Source organism: Gelria sp. Kuro-4 (genome assembly GCF_019668485.1).
Taxonomy (GTDB): Bacteria; Bacillota; DTU030; order DUMP01; family DUMP01; genus DUMP01.
In genome coordinates, this window is record NZ_AP024619.1 from 76,648 (window position 1) to 101,920 (window position 25,273).

Annotated in this window: 27 protein-coding genes and 1 pseudogene; 1 reads left to right on the plus strand and 27 read right to left on the minus strand. The window is 63.7% G+C overall.

Going from position 1 to position 25,273, the window contains the following annotated elements; translation table 11 throughout:
• Nucleotides 1-4 precede the first annotated feature (4 nt).
• The 8 genes and pseudogenes from K5554_RS00525 to K5554_RS00560 all read right to left on the minus strand — a co-directional run bounded on the left by K5554_RS00525 (nt 5) and on the right by K5554_RS00560 (nt 7,847).
• The gene (locus K5554_RS00525) at nt 5-397 is read right to left on the minus strand and encodes a ribonuclease III domain-containing protein (RefSeq protein ID WP_221039239.1); all 393 of its coding nucleotides are present in this window, start codon (nt 395-397) and stop codon (nt 5-7) included.
• The gene (gene cysS / locus K5554_RS00530; protein WP_221039240.1) at nt 394-1,833 is read right to left on the minus strand and encodes a cysteine--tRNA ligase; all 1,440 of its coding nucleotides are present in this window, start codon (nt 1,831-1,833) and stop codon (nt 394-396) included. The genes K5554_RS00525 and cysS overlap by 4 nt, the downstream gene beginning before the upstream one ends.
• A 19-nt stretch (nt 1,834-1,852) precedes the next feature.
• Nucleotides 1,853-3,313 carry a glutamate--tRNA ligase gene (gene gltX / locus K5554_RS00535; protein WP_221039242.1) on the minus strand — a complete coding sequence of 487 codons (1,461 nt, stop codon included), beginning with the start codon at nt 3,311-3,313 and terminating at the stop codon, nt 1,853-1,855.
• Nucleotides 3,314-3,432: 119 nt separating this feature from the next.
• A pseudogene (locus K5554_RS14620) lies at nt 3,433-3,708 on the minus strand (septal ring lytic transglycosylase RlpA family protein); the annotation flags it as partial.
• Nucleotides 3,709-4,389: 681 nt separating this feature from the next.
• A complete protein-coding gene (ispF, locus tag K5554_RS00545) occupies nt 4,390-4,860 on the minus strand; it encodes a 2-C-methyl-D-erythritol 2,4-cyclodiphosphate synthase (protein ID WP_221039244.1) in 471 nt (156 codons plus the stop codon).
• A 20-nt stretch (nt 4,861-4,880) separates the two neighbouring features.
• Nucleotides 4,881-5,648: a 2-C-methyl-D-erythritol 4-phosphate cytidylyltransferase gene (ispD, locus tag K5554_RS00550; RefSeq protein WP_221039245.1), complete on the minus strand. Its 768-nt coding sequence runs from the start codon at nt 5,646-5,648 to the stop codon at nt 4,881-4,883.
• Nucleotides 5,649-6,071: 423 nt separating this feature from the next.
• A complete protein-coding gene (locus K5554_RS00555; RefSeq protein ID WP_255565436.1) occupies nt 6,072-7,187 on the minus strand; it encodes a PIN/TRAM domain-containing protein in 1,116 nt (371 codons plus the stop codon).
• Nucleotides 7,188-7,367: 180 nt separating this feature from the next.
• Complete coding sequence (locus K5554_RS00560) at nt 7,368-7,847, minus strand: CarD family transcriptional regulator (RefSeq protein WP_221039246.1); 480 nt, start codon at nt 7,845-7,847, stop codon at nt 7,368-7,370.
• A gap of 201 nt (nt 7,848-8,048) precedes the next feature.
• Here K5554_RS00560 and K5554_RS00565 point away from each other — a divergent pair, with 201 nt between their 5' ends.
• A complete protein-coding gene (locus tag K5554_RS00565; RefSeq protein WP_221039247.1) occupies nt 8,049-8,444 on the plus strand; it encodes a DUF1573 domain-containing protein in 396 nt (131 codons plus the stop codon).
• 137 nt (nt 8,445-8,581) lie between these two features.
• On the opposite strand, the gene K5554_RS00570 is transcribed toward K5554_RS00565, so the two are convergent.
• The 19 genes from K5554_RS00570 to K5554_RS00655 all read right to left on the minus strand — a co-directional run bounded on the left by K5554_RS00570 (nt 8,582) and on the right by K5554_RS00655 (nt 25,232).
• Complete coding sequence (locus K5554_RS00570) at nt 8,582-9,496, minus strand: branched-chain amino acid transaminase (protein ID WP_255565437.1); 915 nt, start codon at nt 9,494-9,496, stop codon at nt 8,582-8,584.
• 103 nt (nt 9,497-9,599) lie between these two features.
• Nucleotides 9,600-9,989 carry a NusG domain II-containing protein gene (locus K5554_RS00575; RefSeq protein ID WP_221039248.1) on the minus strand — a complete coding sequence of 130 codons (390 nt, stop codon included), beginning with the start codon at nt 9,987-9,989 and terminating at the stop codon, nt 9,600-9,602.
• A gap of 69 nt (nt 9,990-10,058) precedes the next feature.
• A complete protein-coding gene (locus K5554_RS00580) occupies nt 10,059-10,328 on the minus strand; it encodes a heavy-metal-associated domain-containing protein (protein WP_221039249.1) in 270 nt (89 codons plus the stop codon).
• Between the two features lie 14 nt (nt 10,329-10,342).
• Nucleotides 10,343-10,471, minus strand: a complete 129-nt coding sequence (locus tag K5554_RS14320) for an LDCC motif putative metal-binding protein (protein ID WP_255565438.1) — start codon at nt 10,469-10,471, stop codon at nt 10,343-10,345.
• Between the two features lie 129 nt (nt 10,472-10,600).
• The gene (locus K5554_RS00585; RefSeq protein WP_221039250.1) at nt 10,601-10,900 is read right to left on the minus strand and encodes a FeoA family protein; all 300 of its coding nucleotides are present in this window, start codon (nt 10,898-10,900) and stop codon (nt 10,601-10,603) included.
• Complete coding sequence (locus K5554_RS00590; RefSeq protein WP_255565439.1) at nt 10,881-11,069, minus strand: hypothetical protein; 189 nt, start codon at nt 11,067-11,069, stop codon at nt 10,881-10,883. Before K5554_RS00590 ends, K5554_RS00585 begins: the two co-directional genes overlap by 20 nt.
• The gene (locus tag K5554_RS00595) at nt 11,069-12,526 is read right to left on the minus strand and encodes a nucleoside recognition domain-containing protein (RefSeq protein WP_221039251.1); all 1,458 of its coding nucleotides are present in this window, start codon (nt 12,524-12,526) and stop codon (nt 11,069-11,071) included. Before K5554_RS00595 ends, K5554_RS00590 begins: the two co-directional genes overlap by 1 nt.
• Entirely contained in the window at nt 12,507-13,088 is a 582-nt protein-coding gene (locus K5554_RS00600; RefSeq protein WP_255565441.1) for a FeoB small GTPase domain-containing protein, read from the minus strand. The genes K5554_RS00595 and K5554_RS00600 overlap by 20 nt, the downstream gene beginning before the upstream one ends.
• Before the next feature lie 180 nt (nt 13,089-13,268).
• Nucleotides 13,269-13,715, minus strand: a complete 447-nt coding sequence (locus K5554_RS00605) for a SoxR reducing system RseC family protein (protein WP_221039252.1) — start codon at nt 13,713-13,715, stop codon at nt 13,269-13,271.
• Nucleotides 13,716-13,753: 38 nt separating this feature from the next.
• Entirely contained in the window at nt 13,754-15,139 is a 1,386-nt protein-coding gene (gene radA / locus K5554_RS00610; RefSeq protein ID WP_221039254.1) for a DNA repair protein RadA, read from the minus strand.
• Nucleotides 15,140-15,252: 113 nt separating this feature from the next.
• The gene (locus K5554_RS00615; protein ID WP_221039256.1) at nt 15,253-17,703 is read right to left on the minus strand and encodes an ATP-dependent Clp protease ATP-binding subunit; all 2,451 of its coding nucleotides are present in this window, start codon (nt 17,701-17,703) and stop codon (nt 15,253-15,255) included.
• Between the two features lie 39 nt (nt 17,704-17,742).
• Nucleotides 17,743-18,804 (minus strand): protein arginine kinase, encoded by a 1,062-nt coding sequence (locus K5554_RS00620; protein WP_221039257.1) that lies wholly within the window; start codon nt 18,802-18,804, stop codon nt 17,743-17,745.
• Nucleotides 18,797-19,342, minus strand: a complete 546-nt coding sequence (locus K5554_RS00625) for a UvrB/UvrC motif-containing protein (protein ID WP_221039258.1) — start codon at nt 19,340-19,342, stop codon at nt 18,797-18,799. Before K5554_RS00625 ends, K5554_RS00620 begins: the two co-directional genes overlap by 8 nt.
• 30 nt (nt 19,343-19,372) lie before the next feature.
• Nucleotides 19,373-19,816, minus strand: coding sequence for a CtsR family transcriptional regulator (locus K5554_RS00630; protein ID WP_221039260.1), 444 nt, complete (start codon nt 19,814-19,816; stop codon nt 19,373-19,375).
• 288 nt (nt 19,817-20,104) lie between these two features.
• Nucleotides 20,105-20,812 carry a gamma-glutamyl-gamma-aminobutyrate hydrolase family protein gene (locus K5554_RS00635; RefSeq protein ID WP_221039261.1) on the minus strand — a complete coding sequence of 236 codons (708 nt, stop codon included), beginning with the start codon at nt 20,810-20,812 and terminating at the stop codon, nt 20,105-20,107.
• A gap of 148 nt (nt 20,813-20,960) precedes the next feature.
• Complete coding sequence (locus K5554_RS00640) at nt 20,961-22,298, minus strand: NCS2 family permease (protein WP_221039262.1); 1,338 nt, start codon at nt 22,296-22,298, stop codon at nt 20,961-20,963.
• A gap of 164 nt (nt 22,299-22,462) precedes the next feature.
• A complete protein-coding gene (locus K5554_RS00645; RefSeq protein ID WP_221039263.1) occupies nt 22,463-22,672 on the minus strand; it encodes a hypothetical protein in 210 nt (69 codons plus the stop codon).
• Nucleotides 22,673-22,994: 322 nt separating this feature from the next.
• Entirely contained in the window at nt 22,995-24,464 is a 1,470-nt protein-coding gene (gene guaB, locus K5554_RS00650; protein ID WP_221039265.1) for an IMP dehydrogenase, read from the minus strand.
• 120 nt (nt 24,465-24,584) lie between these two features.
• Nucleotides 24,585-25,232 (minus strand): redox-sensing transcriptional repressor Rex, encoded by a 648-nt coding sequence (locus K5554_RS00655; RefSeq protein WP_255565442.1) that lies wholly within the window; start codon nt 25,230-25,232, stop codon nt 24,585-24,587.
• Nucleotides 25,233-25,273 lie beyond the last annotated feature (41 nt).

Here is a 25,273-nt window from a genome sequence, read left to right on the forward strand (position 1 = left end):
GGTATTACCGTCTTATCCTGGGCTGGTTGGTGCGTCTTCGCAGTTGTGAGAAAAACTTTGGGAAGTTGATACCTGACCCCGTGAGGAGGAGGTAGAGGTAACCGAGGACGGCCTCCAGGGCGGTGCTGAGGTGATGCTCGGGCCGGGCGCCGCGGGGGGCATGCGCCGGGTGGGCATTGCGCGCCCGTCGGGCCACAGCCGCCTCCTCTGCGGTGAGCTCGGGCGCCAGCTTGTCCCACACGGCCGCCTGCGCCACCGCGGAAACGCGGGCCGCGGTGGCCCGGTGCAGGTCCCGCACGGGCGCCGGCCCGGCCGTCACCAGGCGGTGGCGCACGTAAAGTTCGAGCACGGCGTCACCCAGGTAGGCCAGGGCCAGGGAAGAAGGCAGCTCGCTCATTTGAAGCGCCAGCGCGGCCCCTGCGCCGTATCCTCGAGGATAACGCCCAGCTCGGCCAGGCGGTCGCGCACGCGGTCGGCGGTGGCAAAGTCTTTACGCCGCCGCGCCTCCTGCCGGAGCTCGGCCACGAGCTCGATCAGGCCTTCCAGCAGAGCGGCGTTTTCCTGGGCACCGGCCTTGAGCCCGGTGAGGCCTAAAACGCCGCCCAGGGTCAGAAAAACCTCCCGGCCCTGCGCCAGGACATAGGCCCGTTCGCCGCTTACCTCCCCGGCAGCCAGGTAGGCATTGAGGTCGCGCGCGAGGTCGAAGAGCGTGGCCAGGGCCTGGGCGGTGTTGAAGTCGTCGTCCATGGCCGCCTCAAAGTCGCGGCGGTACCTGTCAAGCTTGGCGAGCAACGCCCGGGCGTCCGTGGAAAGCTGAGCCGGTACCGCGGGAGCGCCGGCGCCCAGCACCCGCGCCAGGTTCTCCTCCAGGTGGTGCAGGCGCTCCCAGCCGCGCTGGGCCGCCGGCATCTCCTCCAGGCTGAAGTCGATGGGGCTGCGGTAGTGGGTGGAGAGCATGTAGTAGCGCAGGGCGGCCCCGGGGAAGCGCTCGAGGACATCGCGCACCCGCACCACGTTCCCTACGGACTTGGCCATCTTCTCGCCACCCATGTTCACAAAGCCGTTGTGCACCCAGTAGCGGGCAAAGGTGCTCCCGGTGTAGGCCTCCGACTGGGCGATCTCGTTCTCGTGGTGCGGGAAGATCAGGTCGGAGCCGCCGCCGTGGAAGTCGAAACCGGCGCCCAGGTACTTCAGCGCCATCACCGAGCACTCGATGTGCCAGCCGGGCCGCCCGGGGCCCCAGGGGCTGTCCCAGGCCGGCTCCCCCTCTTTGGCCGCCTTCCAGAGGGCGAAATCCATGGGATGGTGCTTTTTCTCGTTGACCTCGACGCGCGCCCCGGCATTGAGTTCCTCCAGACTGCGGCCGGAAAGCTTGCCGTATTCCTGAAAGCTCTCCACGCTGTAATAAACGTCGCCGTCCAGCACGTAGGCATGCCCGGACTTGACCAGCCCCGCCACCACGCGGATGATGTCCGGGATATGATCGGTGACGCGCGGGTAGACATCGGCGCGCTGAATGCCCAGGGCATCCATGTCCGCGAAGTACGCCTTGATGTAGCGATCGGCCACCGCCAGGGCGCCGGTGCCCTCCTCCCGCGCTTTGTTAATGATTTTGTCGTCCACGTCGGTGAAGTTCTGGACGTAGCGCACGGAGTAGCCCTTGTAGGCGAAGTAACGGCGGAAAACGTCCCACACCAGGTAGGGGCGGGCGTTGCCGACATGGCAGAAGTTGTAAGGGGTGACGCCGCAGACGTAGATGCTCACCTTCCCGGGCTCCCGGGGCTGAAACTCTTCCTTGCGCCGCGTGAGGGTGTTGAAGACTTGTAGCGGCACGGCGGATTATCCTCCTTTCTTACGAGCGGCCGGCCAGGGCGGCGGCCAGGCGTTCCTTCACGCGCTCGCGGCCGAGAATCGCTATCACCTGATAAAGCTCGGGGCCGTGGGCCCGCCCGGTGAGGGCAATGCGCAACGGCATGTAAACCCGGCGGCCGGTTAGGCCCAGTTCCTTGGTGAGGCGCCTTAGGTCCGCCCGCACCGCCTCCGGCGTAAGCTCCGGCAGGGCATCCAGGTGCTCGCCGGCGGCGGCAAAAACACTCGGTACCTGCTCTTCCCTGAGGATCTGGCGGGTCTTGGAGTCCTCCGGCTTCACTTCCTTGCTGAAGAAAAAGTCGATGTGGTCGGTGATCTCGCTGACCTCCGTCAGGTACTCTTTTACTGCCCCCACCACTTTAAGCAGCCAGGCGCGCTCCTCGGGCCCCGGCTCCCCTGCCACGTAGCCGGCGGCCTTAAGGTGCGGCAGGGCCAACTCCAGGATGCGCTCGTCGGGGCTTGCTTTTATATAGTGGGCGTTGAGCCACTTGAGCTTTTCGGTGTTGAAAACGGCCGGGCTCTTCGAAACGCGCTCCAGGGAAAAGCGCTGCGTTAGCTCCTGGAGAGAAAAGATTTCCTCTTCCCCCTCCGGCGACCAGCCCAGGAGGGCCAGGAAGTTGACGATGGCTTCCGGGAGGTAGCCCCGCCGGCGGTACTCCTCCACCGCCACGTCCCCTTTGCGTTTGGACATTTTCGTGCGATCTTCGTCCAGAATGAGGGGGATGTGGGCGAACTGCGGCTCTTTCCAGCCCAGGGCCTGGTAAAGGAGCAGCTGGCGCGGCGTGTTGGAGAGGTGCTCCTCGCCGCGGATGACATGGGAGATACCCATGAGGTGGTCATCGATAACGGCGGCGAAGTTGTAGGTGGGTATGCCATCGGATTTGACAATGATGAAATCGCCGATCTCTTCGCTGGCAAACTCCACCTCGCCGTGTACCAGGTCGTCCACCACCAGTTTTTTGCCGCCGGGTACGCGGAAGCGCACCACCGGTTTGCGCCCTTCAGCCAGCAGGCGTTCCCTGTCTTCCGCCGTGAGGCTGCGGCAGCGTCCCTGGTAGCGGGGCGTCTCGCCGTGGGCCAGCATCTCGCGCCGCTGCTGGGCCAGCTCTTCTTCGCTACAGAAGCACTGGTAAGCCAGGCCGTCTTCCAGGAGTCGATTTGTAAAGCGCGTGTAGATGTCGAGGCGTTCGGTCTGCCGGTAGGGGCCGCGCGGGCCGCCCACATCCACGCCCTCATCCCAGGTAATGCCCAGCCACGCCAAATCGCGCATAATGGCCGCTTCACTTTCCCGGGAAGAACGCTCACGATCCGTGTCCTCGCTGCGCAGCACGAAGGTACCCCCGGTCCTTTTAGCAAACAGCCAATTGAAAAGCGCCGTCCGCGCGCCGCCGATGTGCAGCGGTCCGGTGGGGCTGGGGGCAAACCTGACACGCACTTTGTCCATCAGAAGCCGGCCTCCCTTGGTTCTAATCTCATTTATTATACCATGCCGCCCCTGCAAGTAACAGGGACGCATAACGAAAAATGGGAAAAGCAACCGACTCGGTTGCCTTTCCCCGCTGGTTACCGGCTAAGAATAGCCAGCTCTACGTCGGCTACGCCAGCTTGTTCCATCCCAATGGCCCGGGCCGCAGCGCGCGACAGGTCGATGCTGCGCCCGCGTATATAGGGGCCGCGGTCGTTGATGCGCACCACCACCGACCGGCCGGTGGCCGGGTTCGTCACCAGGACCAGCGTGCCGAAGGGCAGGGTCCGGTGGGCGGCGGTATAAATGTTCTGGTCAAAGATCTCTCCGTTGGCGGTGCGCCGGCCGTGAAAGCGCGGCCCGTACCAAGAGGCCCGGGCGGTGAGCGTGCGGCCGCGGCTCATGGCGCGGTAGGCCTCTTCCCGGCTGAGAGCCGGGGCACCCAGGCTGGTGCGCAGGTTGTTGGCCCAAGTCAAGGCCAGTTCCGGCGGCGAGAGCGAGTTGGCCCGGGCCGTATCGCGGTCGGCCGTAACCAGGAGCAGTTCTCCGGCGCGTACCACCGCCTCCTCCCCGGCCAGGTCGGGCACGATGCTCTTCGGGTCCATCCCCCGCCGGGCGGCGTGGGCGAGCCGGTCCAGCACTATGCGGGCGCGCTCCCAGGGCGTGTAACCGCCGGCAGCGCGGCGCATCCTGAGGACCACCCGGTGCCCCACCGCCACTTCCGGTATGGCGCCTGTTTCTCCGCCCAGCCGCAGCGAGAGTTGCCACCCGGCATCCCCCCGCTCACCAACCAGGGCCTGTGCCGCCGCATGCACCTCCTGGGCATGACCTTGGGAAACGTGCGGGCCGAGGATGATAACCAGCGTAGCCAGGACGCAGCCTGCCAGGAGCAGGTGCGCCTTTGTCTGCACTTTTTTTCCTCCTTGTAACAAAAGAATGCAGGACAGGTCGTCCTACATTCCCAGTATAACCACGCCGCCAACTTTTATACACGCCACCGTGTGCAGCCGCAACGCGTGCCCACATGCTTTCCTCCCACACTTCCTGTCTTGTTCTCACTCCTCCAGCAGGCATGCGGCCTGGGCGGCGATGCCTTCGCTGCGGCCGGTAAAGCCCAGGTGTTCGGTGGAGGTAGCCTTTACGGCTACGCGCTCCAAGGGAATTTTGAGGGCCTGGGCGATATTGGCGCGCATTTTTTCCACATAAGGCGCAAGCTTGGGCTCCTGGGCGATTACGGTGCTGTCGATGTTGACGATGCTGAAGCCGCGCCGGGCCAGGATTTCCCCGGTTTCGGCCAGGAGGATTAAGCTAGAGACGCCCGCCCAGGCCGGGTCGGTGTCGGGAAAGTGATAGCCGATATCCCGCTCGGCCGCCGCGCCCAGGAGCGCGTCGGCGATGGCATGGAGCAGCACGTCGGCATCCGAGTGGCCCTCGAGGCCGCACGGGTGCGGGATTTCCACCCCGCCCAAAACCAGGCGGCGGCCGGGCTTAAAGGCGTGCACGTCAAAGCCGGTGCCGATACGCATGGTCGCCCTTCCTTTCTTTTTTAAGCCTCCCGGCCGGGGCTTTCTTTGCCGCGGACCTTCTCCTGGAGCGCGGAAGCCCCCAAGCTCTCATCCCGCTCCGCCTTCGCCCGGGCCAGCAGGCACTCGGCCAGGAGCAGGTCGGTGGACGTGGTGATCTTGATGTTGCCGTCGCTCGCGGGCACGAGCTCTACGGGGTGACCCAGCCGCTCCACCAACACGGCGTCGTCGGTGCCGATAAAGCCTTCGGCGTGCGCCTGCCGGTGCGCCTTAAGAATTAAGCCGTAGGCGAAGGTCTGCGGCGTCTGCATGGCCCAGAGCAGCCGGCGCTCCAGCGTTTTCTCGACCAAAAGGCTTGGTCCCGCCACTTTAATGGTGTCTTTCACCGGTACGGCGGCCGCCGCCGCTCCGGTGCGCTGCGCCGCCGCCAGGGTGCGCTCGATAAGCTCGAGGGTTAAGAAGGGGCGCGCGGCGTCGTGGATAAGAACGTAGTCGGTAGCGGCCGGGAGCGCCTCCAGACCCAGGCGCACCGAATCCTGCCTTTCCCGCCCGCCCGGCACGATGCCGCGCACTTTGGCGATGCCGTGAGCACGAATAAGGCGCGCCACCTGCTCCTCGTCCCCGGGTGCCACCACGAGGTAGGTGCCGGCCACCGCCGGGTGCGCGGCGAAAACCTCCAGGCAGCGCAAAAAAAGAGGCCGTCCGCCGAGAAGGAGGAACTGTTTTTTCGTCTCTGCGCCCATGCGCCGCCCGGAGCCGGCGGCGGGCACTACAGCATAAACCTTGGTCATTCTTCCGCCCTCGCCCACTTCCGTCTCTTGGCCTTCTTTCGCCGCCGCCGGGCGAAAATCCTCCTTTGTCCCACCTGGAGCACGACCCGGTGCGGCAAACGCCACCGGCGTGAGAGCGGAACCCCGCGGTTGCCATGGGGACAGGTATCGCGCCCAACGTCGGACCGGCCCCCGCCCCCCTGCCGCAAGCAGACTGCGGGAGAACGCTCCACCGACGCCCATCAACAGGCGCAGACCTGTCCCCTCACCGGCGACGAAAACCTGCACGGCAAACGCCGCCCACGAAAGAGCGGAACCCCGCGGTTGCCATGGGGACAGGTATCGCGCCCAACGTCGGACCGGCCCCCGCCCTCTGCTACAAGCAGGCTGCGGGAGAACGCTGCACCGACGCCCATCAACAGGCGCAGACCTGTCCCTTCACCTCTATACTACCTTTTCCATGGCCTTGGGCTTGGCGAAGATCATCCGCCCGGCGGCCGTCTGCAGGACGCTCGTCACCAAAACGCCGATGGTCTCGCCGATATGCCGGCGCCCGCCATCCACCACAATCATGGTGCCGTCGTCCAGGTAGGCCACGCCTTGGCCGGCTTCCTTGCCGTCCTTGATCACATGGACCAGCATCTCTTCTCCAGGGAGTACCACCGGTTTCACGGCGTTGGCCAGCTCGTTGATGTTAAGAACCGGCACACCCTGGAGCTCCGCTACTTTGTTGAGGTTGTAGTCGTTGGTAAGGACCTTGCCCTTCAGGTCTTTGGCCAGGCGCAAAAGCTTGGAGTCCACCTCCGCCACATCCTCATAGTCGCGGTCGGAAATCACCACCTTAACGCCCAGTTCCTTCTGGATGCGGTTAAGGATATCGAGGCCGCGGCGTCCCCGGTTGCGCTTCAAGAGGTCCGAGGAATCAGCGATGTGCCTGAGCTCTTCCAGCACAAAATTGGGGATCACCAGGGTACCCTCTAGAAAACCGCTCTTGACAATGTCGGCAATGCGACCGTCGATAATGACGCTGGTGTCGAGCACCTTAGGCGCCGCCGCCGGCTCGCTGGAGCGGGCGGCCTTTTCCTTCTCTTTGTCCTTGTCCTTGGTCAAACGGGGAAAGTTGGCAACGAAAGACCAGAGGTCCTCCTTCTTCTTCACTGCCAGGCTCATACCCATGTAGCCGAGAATAACGTTGGCCAGGACGGGGATAAAGGGTCCCACCACCGGCAGGCGTCCAAAGGGCAGGGTGAGCAGGTTGGCGATAAGCAGCCCCACCACCAGCCCGACCGCGCCGGTGATAACATCCGTTGCCGGCATTTTTTGCAGCCGACCCTCGGACCATTCCACGAAATTAAGAGTACGCCTTATAATGGGCGGGGCGATGAGATAAAAGATAATACCGCCTGTAAGTCCCCCAAATACCAGGAGGCCAGCATGAACGACTGCGCTCGGTGTTAAGTGCAACACTTCCGTAAGAAGCGGGATGCCGATGAGCATGAGTTCGTAGCCGCCGAGCGCCCCCAGGAGGGCGATAAATACGCGCACCAAACCTTTAATCACCTCAGTTCCACCCCCTTCCACCTTTCCAGTATAACCCGCCGTCAGGTTTTTGGCAATCCAGCACCGGATCAAACCTCCCTATCATACCTGTTCTCCTCTGCTATTATAAACATTTACCACCCTGTTTAACCTTTACCGGAACAAAAAGAAAGAAAAAACGCCAGTTTCGCTGACGTTCTCTCAGTTTGCAGCCAGGCCGTCCACCAGCGACTGCGCCTCGTCTTCCTCCATGTTCTGGGCCAGCACCAGCTCACTTATAAGAATCTGGCGGGCGCTGTCGAGCATTTTCTTTTCGCCGCTCGAAAGCCCCTTTTCACGGTCGCGCAGGATCAGGTTGCGCACCACCTCCGCAACCTCGAAAGCGTTGCCGCTCTTTATTTTCTCCAGGTTGGCCCGGTAACGCCGGTTCCAGTTACCTGACATCTTGCTCTTATGCTCCCGCAGGATCTCCAGCACCCGCAGCACATCCTCGTGGGACATAACCTGGCGAAGACCAACCTCGGCGCTGCTGTCGGTAGGAATCATCACCTTCATGTCGCCGATGGGCATCCGCATCACGTAGTACCGGCGCTTTTCGCCCAGAAACTCCCGCTCCTCGATAGCCTCGATGACACCCGCCCCGTGCATCGGGTAAACCACTTTGTCGCCTACTTTGAACATCGGCTGCGCCTCCTAGCCTACTATACACCTCTATGGTACCATAGGAAGCGGAAGCGTGTCAAGAAGTAAATGATTATATCACAAGCACCTTCTCCTGTCAACATAAAATCCGAGGGGCAGGCTGTCGGCAAGAAAACGCGCGTTGACACGGGACAAGGCCGACGGGTATAATGGGACCAGGGGAAGGGGTGAGGCCTCGGAATGAAGGATCTCATCTGCGACGAATTTCAGGAAGCGGTAGGGAAGTACCTCTTGCGCCACCGCTCTATCCTGGACGTCTTAAGTAAGATCCAGGAAGCAGGGGCGCGCACCAACCGCGCAGTGGTAAAAAGCGTAACAGCGTGCGGCTGCCTGGAGATCCAGGCGCAGCGCCAGCGCGTGCCCGCGGACACCGGTTTGGAGGAGGCGCTTCGTTTTCTCTCCACCCACCTGCAGGGCCGGCTCTGCGCGGAGTGCCGGGAGCAGGTGGAAGAAGAAATCGGGAACCTGCTCTTTTACCTGGCGGCGCTCTGCAATCTCCTCGATATTAATCTTTATGACGTGCTGCTCAAGGAGCAGGAACGGCTACTGGCCCTGGGCCCATTCCACCTCAGCTGACACATACTTCGCAAAGGGGCGCGGAAATCCGCGCCCCTTTTTTGCACCCGGGGTCAGGCCTCGTGGACGTGCCGTTGCCGCCAGACCTCACGGCGGACGGGAGCTCGGTAAGGACTAAGCGACCCGTCGCCAAACCGCTACACCCGTGCGAGCCACTTCTCGTATTCAGGCACCTCACCGTGAACCACGGCAAAGAAGCGTTTCTGCAGGGCCTCAACGATGGGGCCGCGCCGGCCCGCGCCGATGGTGTGGCCATCGATCTCCCGCACCGGGGTGATTTCGGCCGCCGTACCGCAGAACCAGACCTCGTCCGCCAGGTAAAGCTCGTCGCGGGCCGCCCGTGCCTCCACCACCTCATAACCGAGCCCGCGCGCCAGCTCCATAATCGAAGCGCGGGTGATTCCTTTGAGTACGGTGGGTAGCGGCGTGGTGTAGATAACGCCGTCTTTGGCCCAAAAGATGTTCTCGCCGCTCCCTTCGGCCACGTACCCATCGGTATCCAGGAAAATGGCTTCATCGTAGCCGCTTTGGAGGGCGTCCATCTTGGCCAGGATGGAGTTGACGTAGGCGCCGTTGACCTTACCCTTGGCCGGAAACGAGGAGATGTAGTTACGGGCCCAGGAGGTTACTTTGGCGCGGATACCTTTGGCCAGGGCCTCCTCGCCCAGGTAGGCGCCCCAGGGCCACACGGCGACAAAGACGTTCACCGGGCACTTCGCCGGGTTCACCCCCATCTCGCCCAGGCCGCGGTATACCACCGGGCGGATGTAGCAGCTTTTCAAGTTGTTGGCGCGGATGGTTTCTTTAATGGCTTCACTGATCTCCTCGTGGGTGTATGGAACTTCCATGTAAAGGAGTTTGGCCGAGGCAAAGAGCCGGTCCACGTGTTCCTTGAGCCGGAAAACCGCCGGGCCGCCGGCCGTTTCGTAGGCCCGGATCCCTTCGAAAACTCCGCTGCCGTAATGCAGGGCATGGGTGAGAACGTGTACCTTCGCATCCTCCCAGTCGACGAGCCGCCCGTCCATCCAGATTTTATCCGTCTTGATGCCCACGGTTCACCCTTCCTCTCTTAAGAAAATCCCTAGGCCGACGCCTAGGTAGAGATATAGATTTCTTATTCTGCACAAAAAGAAGAATTCCTGCCGCAGTTTTCATTTAACCTGCCAGGGCGTCAACGGCACCGTCCCTCACCCCTGTAAGGCGTACACTGAGAAGGTTCGGTACACAAACAATGGTCTGGGCGGGCGTTGAAATCCATCCCGTCTCGGAACAGATACCCCTGGGACAAATGCTCCTGGGCATGGGCCGCATCCGCACCCGTCCCGGGGCCACCTCAACTACGGCTTCGCCCCGGACAAGCGGCACTTTGTAAAGGCCGGGGCGGGCCAGGGAAACGCGCAGCACTTCCTTTCCCGCCCGTACCACCACCGCCTCCGCCGGGGCCGCCGCCCCACCGTTCGCCCGGATGACAAACCACATGCTTACGGCCGCCAAGACCATGCCGGCAAGGAGCACCTTATCGGCCCGCGTTGTCCCTTGAAGCACAATCCCCCTCCTCCCCAGCCGAAAAGCCGACAGAAAAAGAACGCCCGGGAGCAGCCCGGGCGTGCGCGCTTAGTCCTCCGGCTCGTACCCTGCCTCGCGGATGGCGCCGCGGATGGCTTCCCGGTCCGGTCCCGTGGCAGAGTGCGCTACGGTAACCAGCCCGGTGGCAAGGTCGACATTCACGTCTTTTACCCCAGGCAGGTTGCCCACGCTCTTTTTTATGGCCATGACGCAGTGCTGGCAGCTCATGCCCGCAGCCCTCACCTGCGTGGTAACCACACCGTCTCCAGCTCCCGCAGCAGCCGTGTGTCCTTCGCGTTTACTTGAGCAGCAACCCATGTGCTCCATCTCCTTTACTTATCGGCCGGTTTCACCGGCGGCTTCTTTTGGGGCGGTTTGCAGCAGTCGGGCGCCTCGCCGCCGAACTGCTTCTCGCTGGCCGCAGCCAGCCGTTTGAGGAATTTATCCCACCAGCCAGCCATGCGGAAAAACCTCCTTCCGCCGCCCGCTTTAGTTTACCCCGCAGGTGCAGGCAACTATTACTCTTTCGTCTGTACCTGTACCCGGGTAGGGTACCTTTGCCCTTATTATAGCCGCTCTGCCGGCACCTGTCAACCCTCCAGCGACGGCCCCACCAAAATAGTCCGCGCGATTTTTTCGTCCAGCGCCAGGACCGTCTCCCCAACCTGCACAACAAGGCTGGGGGAGCGCTGGAGCAGGGTGAGCGGCGCGCCCGGCAGCACGCCCAGGGCCATGAGCTTGTTGAGGTCACGCGGCGCCGCCGGTGCCAGCCCCAGCACCGCCGCCTTTTCCGCCGGCGCCAGGTCGGCCACGGTACGCGCCCCGCCGGCACGCGCCGCCCGCCGGCCGCCGCCCCAGCCCCGGCGCCACCTACTTCGCCTGCCGAACATCCCCCGTTCCCTCCTTTCGCAGCCGGCGCGGGGAAACGGCCAGCTCAAAGCCGCAGTTCGGGCACTTGATGCGCCGGCACAGGCGCTTTAAGGGGCAACCGGCGCAGGCCGCGCGCCCCTCCTCAGGCGCAAAGCTGAAGCCGCAAAAGCTGCACTTTACCTGTGTCATCAGCCCAGCACCCCCGTAAAGCCGAGCACCAGATTGAGCACGTACCCGGCGACAAAGGCAAAGGGGAAGATGAAGGCGGCCATCCCCAGGGCGGTGGTCCAGCCCCTTTCTTTGACCATGACCGAGAACTGGGCAATGCAGGGGACGAACAACGTGAGGGTGGCCGCCGCTACAGTGAGCTGCCGCGCCGAGAGGGCACCGCTGGCGGCCAGGTCGTAGAGTCCCGCCGCGCCGTAATCCCGGCGGAAGAAACCGAAGAGGAAGGCCTCGCCCGTCGCCCGCGGCAGGCCCAGGTAACCAACGGCCGTTCCCAGCGCGTCGAGGACGGCATCAAAAAGACCTGTAACCTTTCCCAACCAAATGAGGACGCTCGCCAGGACAAAAAGGGGCACAATCTCCAGGAAGTACCACTGCATGCGCGTGTAGGTCTTGGTGAGCACGTTCCCCGGCTGAGGCAGCCTGAGCGGCGGCACCTCCATGTAAAAGCTGGGACCGTCGCCGGGAAGAAGCTGTGCCGTCAGGTACCCCACCAAAAGAAAGACCAGCAGCAGGAAACCCAGCCAAACAAGCAGCGCCCGCGGGTAGGCAGAAAGGAGCGAGAGGATCACCCCGAGCTGCGCCGAGCAGGGAATGGCCAGGGCCAAAAGCAGCGTGGCGATAACGCGCTCGCGCCGCGTCTCCAGGGTACGGCTCACCAGGGTGGCCATGGTATCACAACCGAAGCCCAGGGTAAGCGGGATCACCGCCCGTCCGGAAAGGCCGATGCCCTTAAAGAGCCGGTCCACCAAAAGCGCCAGGCGCGGCAGGTAACCGCTGTCTTCAATAATGGAAAACACCAGGAAAAAGCTGCCCACAATGGGCAGGACAATGGCGACGGCGTAGCGCAGCCCCAGCGTGATGATGCCGTAATCATGGGCGATGAGGTCTTGAAGGAGCGGCCAGGGAATAAGCCGGTCCACGGCGGCGTTTACCCAGGGGTTGACGTAGGCGGAAAAAATGCTCCCCTCCAGGTAGTCCACCACGGTGCCGGCCCCGAAAACGCCGACAAACTGGTAAAGGCCGAAGTAGAGCACCAGGAGGAGAACCGGAATGCCCACCAGGGGCCGCATGGTAAGGTCGCCCAGGATTTCGCCCCAGGTCCGGCGGCGCCTCTCTTCCCGGCTGATTACGGCCCGCGCCAGCGTACGGGCCGCCTCCTGCCGCTTCACCGCCAAAATGTAGCTCACGGGCTCGTTGAACTCCCTTTTTACCTCACTCACCACGGCGCGGATGGCGTTCCAGCGCGCCGGCCCTTCCTGGCGGCGCACCAGCTCGCCTATTTCCTCGTCTTCTTCGAGAAGCAGCAGGGCGATGGCCCGGGGTGCCAGCCGGTAGTGCCCCCGCAGCAGGGCGACCAGGCGCTCGGCGCCCTTTTCGATGCTTTCCGGGTACAACGGTCTAAGCAGCGCGGGCGGCAATTTCCCTCACCTTCTCTCTGAGGAGGTCGATACCTTCGTTTAAGGCTGCCGCCACCGGCACCACAGGTATGCCCAGCCCGGCCGCCAGGCGGGTGCAGTCGATGTGGATCCCGCGCCGCCGCGCTTCGTCCATGATGTTGAGCACCAGGATGAGCGGCTGCCCCGCCTCGATGAGCTGAAAGGTGAGCGGCAGCATGCGCTCGAGGTTGCGCGCATCCACCACGTGGAGCACGGCGCTCGGGCTCTCGGTGATGAGGAGGCGCCGCGCCACCCGCTCCTCTTCGGTAATCGGCAGGAGCGAGTACATGCCGGGGGTGTCGATAACCTCCAGCTCTTCCCCGCCAAACCGCCCTTTACCCCGCGAAACCTCCACGGTGGTTCCGGGGTAGTTGGACACAGTGACGTAGATACCCGTCAGGCGGTTGAAGAGTACGCTCTTGCCCACGTTCGGGTTACCCACCAAGGCCACCTTTTTCAGTTCACCTGCTTCCGGCCGGCCCCGGTCCTTTTCTGGGCGACCAAAAGGCTTCCACCAAGGCCTCTTGTTCTGGCAGCAGTCCACGGTCTACGCCTCCTCCAGCTTCTTCGGCTAATGTCTATGTGACAGGGGTGAACCTGATGCCAGTTTGATAACGATTCTCATTCTATCTGCCTATATTATACCCAGAGCACCGGAAGCAGGCAAGAGAAAAAAACAGCCATGCCGCCCCCTCTGGGCGGCATGGCTGCAACAAGCTTCGCTTCAGTGCAAAACACGCACTATCGTAGGTAAAAAACGGCGGCTTTGACCCAGGGCCTGGTTCTTAAGGCGAAGCAGGCCGTAGGTTCCGGCCAGAAAGGCAAGCCCCAAGATGATACTTCCCAGCTGGGCACTCACCAGGCCGAGGCGGGGTGCCAGCCAGTCGCCGAGGAAGGCGCCCACAAAAAAGGCGATGAGCGGGACCATGTAGGCCAGAAACGCCGCCAGGAGAACGCTGCCGTCCTGGGCGGCCAGCTCCACGGTTTGGCCTTCCCGGGCGCCCGCCTCGTTGAAGGCGTCCACCACAATTTCCTTAGGCGATTCCAAAAGGCTCAAAGTGTGCCGCTCGCCCTCCGGGCAGCGGCCGCAGTGACTGCAGGCTGTCGCCCGGCAGACCTTTACCTTGGCGCGCTCGCCCTGGGCCGCCACCACCACACCAATCTGCTGCATGCTCTCACCCCTCTCCCTGAGTGCCCTGCACCCCGCCGCTACCAGCGGCGGGGACGCTCCCCCGGCCCGTGCGCCAGCACCTGCCGGAGCGCGTCGCTGACGGTTTCTGCTCCTAGTATACCTAACCCGGGTATGTTTGGCAAGGACTTACTCTGGCGCGCCGGTACCACTATTTGGTGAAAACCCAGTGCCTGGGCTTCTTTAAGGCGCAGCTTCAGGTGCGCCGCGCTCAAGACCTCGCCGGTAAGGCCGATCTCCCCGGCCGCGGCGCAGGCCGGCAGCGGCGCCCGGCCGACCAGGCTGGAGGAAACGGCAATGGCGAGGCCCAGGTCCGCCGCCGGGTCCTCCAGGCGCACGCCGCCGGCCACGCTCACGTACACGTCGGAGCCCGCCAGGGGCAGGCCGGCCCGCTTTTCCAGGACGGCCATAACGGTGAGGAGGCGGCTGAGATCGACCCCCTGGGCCACCCGGCGCGGTGGCCCGCCGCCGGCCGGGCTCACCAGGGCCTGCACCTCCACCAAAAGGGGCCGTGTCCCTTCCAGGGTGGCCACCACCGCCGCCCCTGGTACGGGCGCGGCCCGGTCGCTTAAAAAGAGCTGCGAAGGGTTGGGCACCTCCGCCAGCCCGCCTTCTTCCATGGTGAAGACGCCGATCTCGTTGGTGGAGCCGAAGCGGTTTTTCACTGCGCGCAGGATGCGGTAGGCGTTCTTGCCTTCGCCTTCGAAATAGAGGACGGTGTCCACCATGTGTTCCAAGAGGCGGGGGCCGGCCAGGGCCCCCTGCTTGGTGACGTGCCCGACGATGAAGGTGGTGATGCCCTCGCCCTTGGCCAGCTTGAGGAGAGCTGCCGTGCACTCTCTTACCTGGGCCACGCTCCCCGGCGGCGAAGGGCAGGCCGGGCAGTTCATGGTCTGGATGGAGTCCACAATTAGAAGGACGGGAGACAGGCTACGGGCGGCCTCTTCTACCCGGCCGAGGTCGGTCTCGGGAAGAAGGAGGAGCCGCTCGGCCAAGGCGTCCAGGCGCTCGGCCCTGAGGCGGATCTGGCGCGCCGACTCCTCACCGGAAACGTAAAGGACGGTGCCGCTCCCGCGCGCCAGGCGCGCTGCCAGGGAAAGCAGCAGGGTGGACTTGCCGATGCCGGGATCGCCGCCCACCAGCACCAGGGAGGCGGGGACGATCCCGCCTCCCAAAACGCGGTCGAGTTCGCTTGAGCCGGTGGAAAAGCGCGCGCTTTCGGCACCGGTGATGCTGGTGATGGGTTCGGGCACGGCCGCCGGCGCCGTGCCCCGCGCAACGCTTTCTGCGGTCGGATGCTCTTCGATGAAGCTGTTCCAGGCGCCGCACTCGGGGCAGCGCCCCAGCCAGCGGGGAGTGCTGTAACCGCACTCCTGGCAGGCGTACCTAACCTTCGCCCGCGCCAAGTTCCCCTCTCCCTTCTCGGCTTCTCATTCAGACACCAGTTTAAGGCCCCTGCGGGAGCTCCCTTGGGCGCGGACGGCCTGAACTCAGCCCCTGCCCCAGCTGCCCGCAGAGGTTACTCCCGGACCGCCGCGGCCGGCCGGGCCGGCTGAAAGACGATTTTGCCCTCCTCGGCGTCGGCAGTCACGGTGTCGCCTTCCTTGAAGCGGCCGGCCAACATCTCTTCGGAGAGCGGGTTCTCCAGGAGGCGCTGGATGGCCCGCCTAAGCGGCCGGGCACCAAAGGTGGGATCGAACCCCTCCTTGGCCAGCACCTCTTTGGCTGCCGGCGTCACCTCCAGCTTAAGGTCATGCTCCTTGAGCCGCTCAGCCACTTCCTTGAGCATGATGTCCACAATGGCGTGGACGTGCTCCTGGGCCAAGGCATGGAAGACAATGATCTCGTCGATGCGGTTGAGGAACTCCGGGCGGAAGGTGCGCTTCAGTTGATCCAGCACGCGGTCCTTCATGTCCGCATAGCCGGCCGCTTCGCCGCCGGGGCGGAAGCCCACGGTGGGCTCACGCCGCAGAAGTTCAGCGCCCACGTTGGAGGTCATGATGACGATGGTGTTTCTAAAGTCCACGGTGCGGCCTTTGCCGTCGGTGAGGCGCCCATCCTCCAGCACCTGGAGAAGCACGTTGAAGACCTCGGGGTGGGCCTTTTCGATTTCATCAAAGAGCACCACCGAGTAAGGACGCCGGCGGACGGCCTCGGTAAGCTGTCCGGCTTCCTCATAACCCACGTAGCCCGGAGGCGCGCCGATGAGGCGCGAGACGGTGTGCCGCTCCATATACTCGGACATGTCGAGGCGGATCATGGCCTCTTCTTCGCCGAACATGGCCTCGGCCAGGGCGCGGGCGAGCTCCGTCTTGCCGACGCCGGTGGGGCCGAGGAAGATAAAGGAGCCGATGGGCCGCTTGGGGTCTTTCAGGCCGGCGCGCGCCCGCCGCACGGCGCGGGCCACGGCCTGCACGGCTTCATCCTGCCCGATGACCCGCTTGTGCAGGGTCTCTTCCAGGTGAAGCAGGCGCTCCGATTCTTCTTCGGCCAACCGCTTCACCGGGACACCGGTCCAGTCGGAGACGACGGCGGCGATATCCTCCGCGGTGACTTGAGGCGCCGCCTTATCCTTGCTCTCCTGCCAGTGGCCCTTGGTCTCCGCCAGCTTAGCCCTGAGCTCCTTCTCCTTGTCGCGCAGGCGCGCCGCCTTCTCAAACTCCTGCGCCGCCACAGCGGCCTCCTTTTCCTTACGCGTCTCCTCCACCTGCTCCTCGAGGTCTTTCAGGTCGGGCGGTGCTACAAAGGCGCTCAGGCGCACGCGCGAGCCGGCTTCGTCGATCAGGTCGATGGCCTTGTCGGGCAGGAAGCGGTCGGTGATGTAGCGGTCGGAGAGCTTCACCGCCGCCTCCAAGGCGTCGTCGGTGTACTTGACGCGGTGGTGCGCCTCGTAGCGATCGCGCAGGCCTTTTAAGATCTCCAAGGTCTCCTCGCGCGTGGGCTCGCCCACGGTGATGGGCTGGAAGCGCCGCTCCAGGGCCGCGTCCTTTTCAATATACTTGCGGTACTCGTCCAGGGTAGTGGCACCCACGCACTGAAGCTCGCCGCGGGCGAGGGCCGGCTTTAAGATGTTGCTGGCATCGATGGCACCCTCGGCGGCGCCGGCGCCCACCACGGTGTGCAGCTCGTCGATGAAGAGGATTACGTTGCCAGCCTGGCGCACCTCATCCACCACGCGCTTCAGCCGCTCCTCGAACTCACCGCGGTACTTGGTGCCGGCCACCACGGCAGCCAGGTCCAGGGTGACCACGCGCTTGTCCTTGAGGAGCTCCGGCACCGTGCCCTCGGCGATGTGCTGGGCCAGACCCTCGGCGATGGCGGTTTTGCCGACGCCCGGCTCGCCGATGAGCACGGGGTTGTTCTTGGTGCGCCGGGAAAGGATCTGGATGACGCGCTCGATCTCCTTACTGCGGCCGATGATGGGGTCAATCTTGCCCTCGCGGGCCATGGCGGTGAGGTCCCGGCCCAGGGAATCCAGGGTGGGGGTGTTGGTGCGGCCGCGCCCCTTCTGGCGCTTGATGTCCTGGGGCTGGCCTGCACCCAGGAGTTGCAGCACCTGGGCGCGCACCTTCTCTAAATCGGCTCCCAGGTTTTCCAGCACCCGGGCCGCCACACCCTCGCCCTCGCGGATGAGGCCGAGAAGCAGGTGCTCGGTGCCGATGTAGTCCACACCCATGCGCCGTGCCTCGTCCAGGGCGAGTTCAATAACCCGTTTCGCCCGGGGGGTCAGCCCCAACTCCGGGCCGGCCGGCGCCCCCGTCCCCGGACCGATGATCTTTTCCACCTCGGCCCGCACCTGATCCAGCTGGATGCCCAGGCTGCCCAGGGCTTGGGCCGCTACACCCGTTCCTTCACGAATGAGGCCGAGAAGCAGGTGCTCGGTGCCCACGTAGGGGTAGTTGAGCCGGCGCGCCTCTTCCTGCGCCAGGATAATCACCTGCTGGGCCCGCTGGGTAAACCGCGCAAACATAGTTCCACCTCCAAGGTTTTTCGTGTTGATGCCGTTTATTTACTTATTCTTCCCTGCCAGCTCCTCCCGCACAATAGCCGCCCGGCGCGTGTCGCGCTCCGCCGCCGGCAGCGCCTGGCCGGCCACGCGCTGGATAAAGCCGGGGCGGGTAAGGATGAGGAGCCGGTTGAGGGTGCTGAGCTCTACCTGGGGCAAGAGGTTCAAGGTGACGCCCAGGCGCACGTCGGAAAGAAGCTTCATGGCCTCATCGCCGCTCAGGATGCGGGCGTTGGTGAGGGTGCCGTAGGCCCGCCACACCATGTCCACCAGGCGGTTGCCCACCTCCTGGTAGAGGCGGCTTCTGGCCGTCCGCTCCTGCTCCAGGACCTGCCGCACCAGAGCCAAGAGATTCGCAATGAGGTCCTCTTCCGACTGGCTCAGGGTGATCTGGTTCGATATCTGGAAGAAGTTGCCCAGGGCCTGGGTTCCTTCACCGTAAAGCCCCCGTACCACCACGCCGAACTGGGAGAGGGTGGTAAAAGCCTGGCCGGCCTGGTTCAGAAGCACCAGTGCCGGCAGGTGCAGCATAATGGAGGCCCGCAGGCCCGAGCCCACGTTGGTGGGACAGGCCGTCAGAAAGCCCAGCTTCTCGTCAAAGGCGAAGTCCAGCTGCTGCTCCAGGGAGTCGTCCAGGCGGCTCGCAAGGTCCCAGGCGGCATCGAGGTTGAGTCCCGGCAGGAGCACCTGCAGGCGCAGGTGGTCTTCTTCGTTGACCATAATGCTCACCGCCTCGTCGTCGCGCAGGATCACGCCGCGCCCTTCCGGCTCCTTGACGTGCTCGGGGCTCACCAGGTGCTTTTCAATAAGTACCTGCCGTTCCAGCGGTGAAAGGCGCATCAGCTCCAGGAGCTGATAGCGGCGCGCCTCGGGCAGGTGCTGCGCCGCCCGGCGTACCCGGTTCAGCACCTCGAGCAGCGCTTCTTTGCCGGCCGCCGGGGGAAAGGGCACATCGGCCAGGTTGCGGGCCAGGCGGATACGGCTGGAGACGACGATATCGGAGTTCGGTCCTTCCCCCAGCCAGGCGGAGTGCACCTGGGTAAAGACGGCCTCCTGATCAGGCACCTTCACCGCCCCCCTTCAGTTTTTCCTCCAGGGCCTTGATCTCATCGCGCAGGCGAGCCGCCTCTTCAAAGGCCTCGCGGGCAACCGCCTCTTTCAAGTACCGCCGCATGGTCTCCAGGTCGTGCTTAAGGCGCAGGGTGCCGCCGCTGCGGCGCGGCACCTTGCCGGCATGCCGGAGCCCGCCCTGCAGCCGGCGGATAAGCGGCTCCAGCTGCTCCCGGAAGGTGCTGTAGCAGCGGGCGCAGCCTAAGCGGCCCCGCTCGCGGAAATCTCCGTAGGTCAGCCCGCACTCGGGGCAGCGCAGCGCAGAGCCGGTAAGTGTAGCTGGGTTCGGTCCCACCGGCAGGTTATCCAGGAGGCTGGAGAAAAGGCTGCCTAAAGAGAGGTCCGGGAAGGCAAAACTCGACCCGGCGAGGATGTTGAGCTCGCCCCGCTCCCGGGCGCACTCCTCGCACAGGTGAGCCTCGGTGGTAACCCCGTTCACCGTGCGCCGTACATAGACGGAAGCCGGGCGTTTCTTGCAGTTCTCACAGAGCATGCCAGTCACCTCCGAAAGGTTGCAGCCGGGCTAGACATTGGCGAGCAGGGTGAACAGCATCCGGGCGCGCACCTCGGCCGCCAGAGCCGCCGGCAGGCCCAGGGCCTCGTCGCGGAGGACAAGCGCCAGGTACCGGCCGGCCGCCTCGTCGATAAGCCCGGCCCGGCACAAATCCGCCACCAGAGAGAGGGCTTCGCGCTCGGAAAGCCGGTTCCCAACCCGGGAAGCCAAGCGGGCGCGGCAGTCGGTGCGCGGCAGCTTGACGATGCGGATGTACCCGCCCGCTCCACGGTGGCTCTCTACGCGGTAACCGCGCTCCGGCACAAAACGCGTCGTCAGGACGTAAGTCACCTGGGAAGGGACGCAGGAAAAACGGCTGGCCAGCTCGCTGCGCCTAAGCTCCACCACTCCCTCCTCGGCCGCACCTAAAAGCTCCTTGATCCAGTTTTCCATCTCATCCGCCAGTGACCACATGGGCATCACCTGTTTGACTATCTTTGACTTTTTCTGTTACCATTATACGCCGTCGGTGGCAATTTGTGAAGGGGGTTTTCAGGAATTCCTCGCAAAAAAATCACCCCTGCCCGGTTATTCTCACCAAGTGGGCAGGAGCTATGCGGAAAACAGGGCAAGCCGGGCTCAGCTTCCGCGGCTTCGACATACGCGAGGCTCCGTAAAAGGCGGTAGGGCGAAAAGCGCCGGCCGAACGTCCGGGGAAGCCGGTCCGCCGGCTCGGCCGGGGAGCGGCCCGCCGCGCCGCAGTTATTCCGCTGTGGCGGTGATGAAGGCGGCGAACAGGCGGCGCATGGCGGGGCGGCCGGCGGCCGGGTCTACCAGGTACTCGGGGTGCCACTGTACGCCTAGGACAAAACGCGCCGGGTCCTGGCTTTCGATGCCCTCGACAACGCCGTCCGGGGCCCAGGCCACAACCTTAAGCCCGGCGCCCGGCGCCTTCACACTCTGGTGGTGCATGGAGTTTACCGCAAACTCGCCCTCGCCTAGGATTTTCGCCAGGCGCGAGCCGGGGTCAACCACCACCCGGTGCACCGGCCGGCCGTAAGGCTCGCCCTGGCGGTGTGCCAGGGCACCTGCTACCGTAGACGGTATGTCCTGGAGGAGTGAGCCGCCGCGCGCCACGTTCAGCACCTGGGCCCCGCGGCAGATGCCTAAGATGGGCAGGCCCCGCTCCCAGGCCAGGCGCACCAGGTCCAGCTCACAGGCGTCGCGCTCCAGGTCCACCGGCCCCAGCTCCGGGGCAGGCGTCTCCCCGTAAGCGGCCGGGTCCACGTCTTCCCCGCCGGGCAGGAGCAGCCCCTGCGCCTGCAGCAAGACTTGCTCCACCACCTCGCGGGCGCATACCGGCACCGGCCAGGGCAGGCCGCCCGCCCCCAGCACGGCTTCGGCCACGGGATCATTAAGGTAGTGCGTTCCTTTCTTGTGCCCCATGGACACGGCGATGACGGGCCGCACGTTCCGGTCCCCCTCTGTCCCTTTCTCGCCGCCAGTATAGCACAGCCCTGCGCCCTGAAACAACACTTAGGGCCAGGGTTTGTCCGGGCGCCGAAAAAGCCGGCCCCGCCGCCGCGGAACCGGCCGCCTCTATCTGCCGCAGACAGCTCTAGTGGATGAAAGCGAAGTATAACGTGAAGAGGATGGCCAGGAGGTACATCATCCAGTGCACCTGGGCACCCTTACCGCTGAGCAGCATCACCAGGGCATAGGCGATAAAGCCCAGGGAAAGCCCGAGCGAGATGCTGAAGGTAAGAGGCATCAGGATGACGGTGAGGAAGGCAGGGAAGGCCTCCAGGAAGTCGCCGAACTTGATCTCGGTGAGGCTGGCTGCCATAAAGATGCCGACGATGACCAGCGCCGGCGCCGTGGCCTCGCCCGGTACCGCCAGAGCGACGGGTGAAAAGACGATGCTCAGTACGAAGAGAATGGCCACCACCACGGCGGTAAGCCCGGTGCGCCCGCCCACGCTCACGCCGGCGGCGCTCTCCACGTAGGTGGTGGTGTTGCTGGTGCCCAAGAGCGCCCCCACCACGGTACCTATTGAGTCGGCAAAGAGGGCCTTGTTGCCGCGCTTGAGGTTGCCTTGCTCGTCGATCATGCCGGTCCGGCTGGCCACGCCGACGAAGGTGCCGATGGTATCAAAGAGATCGGCAAAAAAGAGCGAGAAAATGGTGGGAAAAAGGCTCCACTTCAGGGCTCCCAGCACGTTGAGCTTGAGAAAACCGGCGGCCATGCTGGGCGGCGGCGAGATAACGCCGGCCGGCAGCTTGGTCACCCCGAGCGGGACGCCGATGAGGGTGGTAAGGAGAATGCCCAGCAGCATACCGCCCTTCACCCGGCGGGCCACCAGGGTACCGGTGAGAATGAGGCCTATCACGGCGAGCAGGGTCTTCGGGTCGGACAGGTTGCCCAAGGCAACAATGGTGGCCTGGTCGGGCACAATGAGGCCCGCGTTCTTGAGGCCGATAAAAGCGATGAAGAGACCGATGCCGGCACCAACGGCGTGCTTCAGCGGCAGCGGAATGGCGCGGATGAGGAGCTCGCGGAGGCCGGTGAGAGTAACAATGACGGCGATGATTCCAGAAAGAAAGACGGCCCCGAGCGCGGTGTATGGGTCGAGCTTCATGGCGCCGACCATGACATAGGCGAAAAAGGCGTTAAGGCCCATGCCGGGTGCCAGGGCGAAGGGGTAGTTGGCATAAAGGCCCATGAAGAGCGTGGAGGCGGCGGCGGCGAAGCAGGTGGCCATAAAGACGGCCCCGGGATCCAGCCCACCCGCCTTGAGCACAATGGGGTTCACGAGAATAATGTAGGCCATGGTGACAAAGGTGGTCAGTCCAGCTAGAATCTCGGTGCGCGCGGTGGTGCCATTCTCCGTGAGGTGAAAGTACTTTTCCAGGAAGCCGCCCTGGTCCGCTGCCGGTGCGACAGCCTCTCTGTTCACCTTGACACTTCCTCCTTTTTCCTCTATTTTCTCTGACAGGCTTATCTTAACAGAGCCCTTCTGAGGATGTCAAGGTAAAAAACGAACTTCTCTCATGAATGTTTAGAGATTGTTCGGCTAAAGGCGAGGATCCCGGCCGGTGCGGCCGGGATCCTCGCTTGGCCCTAGTTTACTTGGGGGCGCCTCACGCGGCTCAGATTCGGTTCCAGGGGCTTCAGGTAGTAGGCGCGCTGGTAAAAAGCGCAATTTGGGAGCTGCTCCTCGTGGGGAAACCTGCGGCCGGTACCCTCATAGTCCCGCTCACAGTGGTGGTCGCATAGATCACAGATCCCCCGCTGGAAACCCCCGGTCTCGATCACCGTGCACTTCACCATGCAGCACCTCCCTTGGTATTGGGGACCTCCCTTCCGGTCGACGCGTGCTACCTTGCGAATCCCCCCCGATTACACAGAAAGCCAACGCACCATGCCCTCCCGCGGTATCAGCACCACAGGTACAGGCACTGCGTTGGCTTACTGAAGCGTACCTAAGCGGCCTAACCATGGTCCACCACCCCTTACAGTCAGTGGGGTTCTACTACCTGGCTCGGCTTAACATGCTTTTAACCTTCACTACAGTATATTCGACCTGCCGGCCGATTCTCCTTCCCTGCCGTTCTCCCATTTTACGGCAGGCACTCCCCTCCGGCTGCAGCCTCTACCTGTCCACGCTGTAGTTGGGCGCTTCCTTGGTAATGATTACATCGTGCGGATGGCTTTCCCTGAGGCCCGCTGCCGTAACACGCACAAAGCGTGCCGTGCGCTTAAGCTCCGCCAGGCTGGCGGCGCCGCAGTAACCCATGCCGGCCCGGAGCCCGCCGATGAGCTGATACACGGTCTCCGCCAGGGGGCCCTTGTAGGGCACACGCCCTTCAATTCCTTCCGGTACCAGTTTCTCCACATTTTCCTGGAAATATCTATCCCGGCTGCCCTCTTTCATCGCGCCGAGCGAACCCATACCGCGGTAAACCTTATAGCTGCGCCCTTGGTAAATGATGGTTTCGCCCGGGCTTTCTTCGGTACCGGCAAAGAGGTTGCCGATCATAACGCTGGCCGCCCCCGCCGCGAGCGCCTTGGTGATATCGCCCGAGAACTTGATGCCGCCGTCGGCAATAATGGGGACGCCGTGCTTATCGGCTGCGCGAGAGGCGTTCCAGATGGCCGTGATCTGCGGTACACCGATGCCCGCCACCACGCGCGTGGTGCAGATAGACCCCGGGCCTACTCCCACCTTGATGGCATCGGCCCCGGCGGCGATCAGGTCCTCTGTCCCGGCGGCCGTGGCCACGTTGCCGGCCACGATGGGCGTTTGCGGGAACTCGCCCTTAAGGCGCGCCACCATCTCCAGCACGCCGCGTGAATGGCCGTGTGCCGTATCTACAACCAGCACGTCCACCCCGGCCTTCACCAGGGCGCGGGCCCGTTCCAGGGTGTCGGCCGACACTCCCACCGCCGCCCCGACGCGCAGGCGTCCCACGGCATCCTTGGCAGCGTTCGGGTACTTCTTGGCCTTTTCGATGTCTTTGATCGTAATGAGCCCCTTCAGGCGGCCCTTTTCATCCACCAGGGGCAGTTTCTCCACCTTGTGCTTCTTGAGGATCTCTTTCGCGTGCTCCAGGGTGGTGCCCACCGGGGCGGTGATAAGGTTCTCCTTGGTCATGACCTCGCTGATGGGCCGGGAGTAATCCTCCTCAAAGCGCAGGTCGCGGTTAGTGATGATGCCAATGAGGTGCCCCTCGGGATCGGTGATGGGCACGCCGGAGATATGGTAGCGCTCCATGATCTCCACCGCGTCGGCCACCCGGTGCTCAGGGGAAAGAAAAATGGGATCCACGATAATACCGCTCTCGGAGCGTTTTACCTTGTCCACTTCCTGGGCCTGGCGTTCAATGCTCATGTTCTTGTGGATGACGCCGATACCACCCTCACGCGCCATGGCGATGGCCAGGCGCGCTTCGGTCACCGTGTCCATGGCCGAACTCACCAGCGGGATGTTAAGGCGAATGTCCCGCGTGAGGTAGGTGGTGACATCCGCATCCCGCGGCAAAATCTCCGAACGGGCCGGCTCCAGGAGCACATCGTCGAAGGTAAGCCCTTCTTCCAGCCAGAGGGGCGTGTCAGCTTCCACGGCTTTTCCTCCTTAGCCAGTAGGTTTACCACGTTTGGGTAGGGCTTTCACCCGCCTTGTTCCTACCATCTTAACACACCCCTGTCCGCTTGACAAGAAAAAAGCTACTCGAGAGAGTAGCTACTCATCGTAACCCAGTTCCTTCAGCCGGAAGGAAATCACCATAAGCCGGTCGGCCAGGTGCTCGTTCACCAGGATCACATCCTCGGGTACCTTCAGGTCTATCGGAGCAAAGTTCCAGATCGCCTTAATGCCGGCCTTGACCATGCGATCGGCCACTTCTTGCGCCGCCTCTTTGGGGACGGTGATGATGCCGATGGAAATGTCGTTCTTTTTGATGAAGTCCTCGAGCCGGTCAGTATCTATGATCTCGTTGTCACGGAGCCGGAGGCCGATCAGCTTGGGGTTGACATCGAAGACGCCTCGCAAGATGAAGCCGCGCTTGCTGAAGTTCGGATAGTTCGCCAGGGCCTGGCCCAGGTTGCCGGCACCAACGATGACCATGTTGTATTCCTTTTCCAAGCCGATAATGCGGCCGATTTCCTGGTAGAGGTCTTCCACCCGGTACCCGTAACCCTGCTGGCCAAACTCCCCGAAGTGGTTGAGATCCTGCCTGAGCTGGGAGGCGGAAATGCCCATCATGTCGGCCAGGGTCTGCGAGGAAATCCTTTCCACCTTGCGCTCCACCAGCTCACCCAGGTACCGGTAGTACTTGGGCAGGCGGCGGATAACCACCATCGGCACGTGTTCTTCTTTACCTTCCCTCACTCCGTGCGCCCCCTTACCTGTCTCCAGGTTACACTCTCCCG

Coding starts and splice junctions, on each gene's coding strand:
- K5554_RS00525 (WP_221039239.1), bottom strand. CDS start 397: ATGAGCGAGCTGCCTTCTTCCCTGGCCCTGGCCTACCTGGGTGACGCC.
- gltX (WP_221039242.1), bottom strand. CDS start 3,313: ATGGACAAAGTGCGTGTCAGGTTTGCCCCCAGCCCCACCGGACCGCTG.
- ispF (WP_221039244.1), bottom strand. CDS start 4,860: ATGCGTATCGGCACCGGCTTTGACGTGCACGCCTTTAAGCCCGGCCGC.
- ispD (WP_221039245.1), bottom strand. CDS start 5,648: ATGACCAAGGTTTATGCTGTAGTGCCCGCCGCCGGCTCCGGGCGGCGC.
- K5554_RS00560 (WP_221039246.1), bottom strand. CDS start 7,847: ATGTTCAAAGTAGGCGACAAAGTGGTTTACCCGATGCACGGGGCGGGT.
- K5554_RS00565 (WP_221039247.1), top strand. CDS start 8,049: ATGAAGGATCTCATCTGCGACGAATTTCAGGAAGCGGTAGGGAAGTAC.
- K5554_RS00580 (WP_221039249.1), bottom strand. CDS start 10,328: ATGGGTTGCTGCTCAAGTAAACGCGAAGGACACACGGCTGCTGCGGGA.
- K5554_RS14320 (WP_255565438.1), bottom strand. CDS start 10,471: ATGGCTGGCTGGTGGGATAAATTCCTCAAACGGCTGGCTGCGGCCAGC.
- K5554_RS00585 (WP_221039250.1), bottom strand. CDS start 10,900: ATGTTCGGCAGGCGAAGTAGGTGGCGCCGGGGCTGGGGCGGCGGCCGG.
- K5554_RS00590 (WP_255565439.1), bottom strand. CDS start 11,069: ATGACACAGGTAAAGTGCAGCTTTTGCGGCTTCAGCTTTGCGCCTGAG.
- K5554_RS00605 (WP_221039252.1), bottom strand. CDS start 13,715: ATGCAGCAGATTGGTGTGGTGGTGGCGGCCCAGGGCGAGCGCGCCAAG.
- K5554_RS00615 (WP_221039256.1), bottom strand. CDS start 17,703: ATGTTTGCGCGGTTTACCCAGCGGGCCCAGCAGGTGATTATCCTGGCG.
- K5554_RS00625 (WP_221039258.1), bottom strand. CDS start 19,342: ATGCTCTGTGAGAACTGCAAGAAACGCCCGGCTTCCGTCTATGTACGG.
- K5554_RS00630 (WP_221039260.1), bottom strand. CDS start 19,816: ATGTGGTCACTGGCGGATGAGATGGAAAACTGGATCAAGGAGCTTTTA.
- K5554_RS00645 (WP_221039263.1), bottom strand. CDS start 22,672: ATGGTGAAGTGCACGGTGATCGAGACCGGGGGTTTCCAGCGGGGGATC.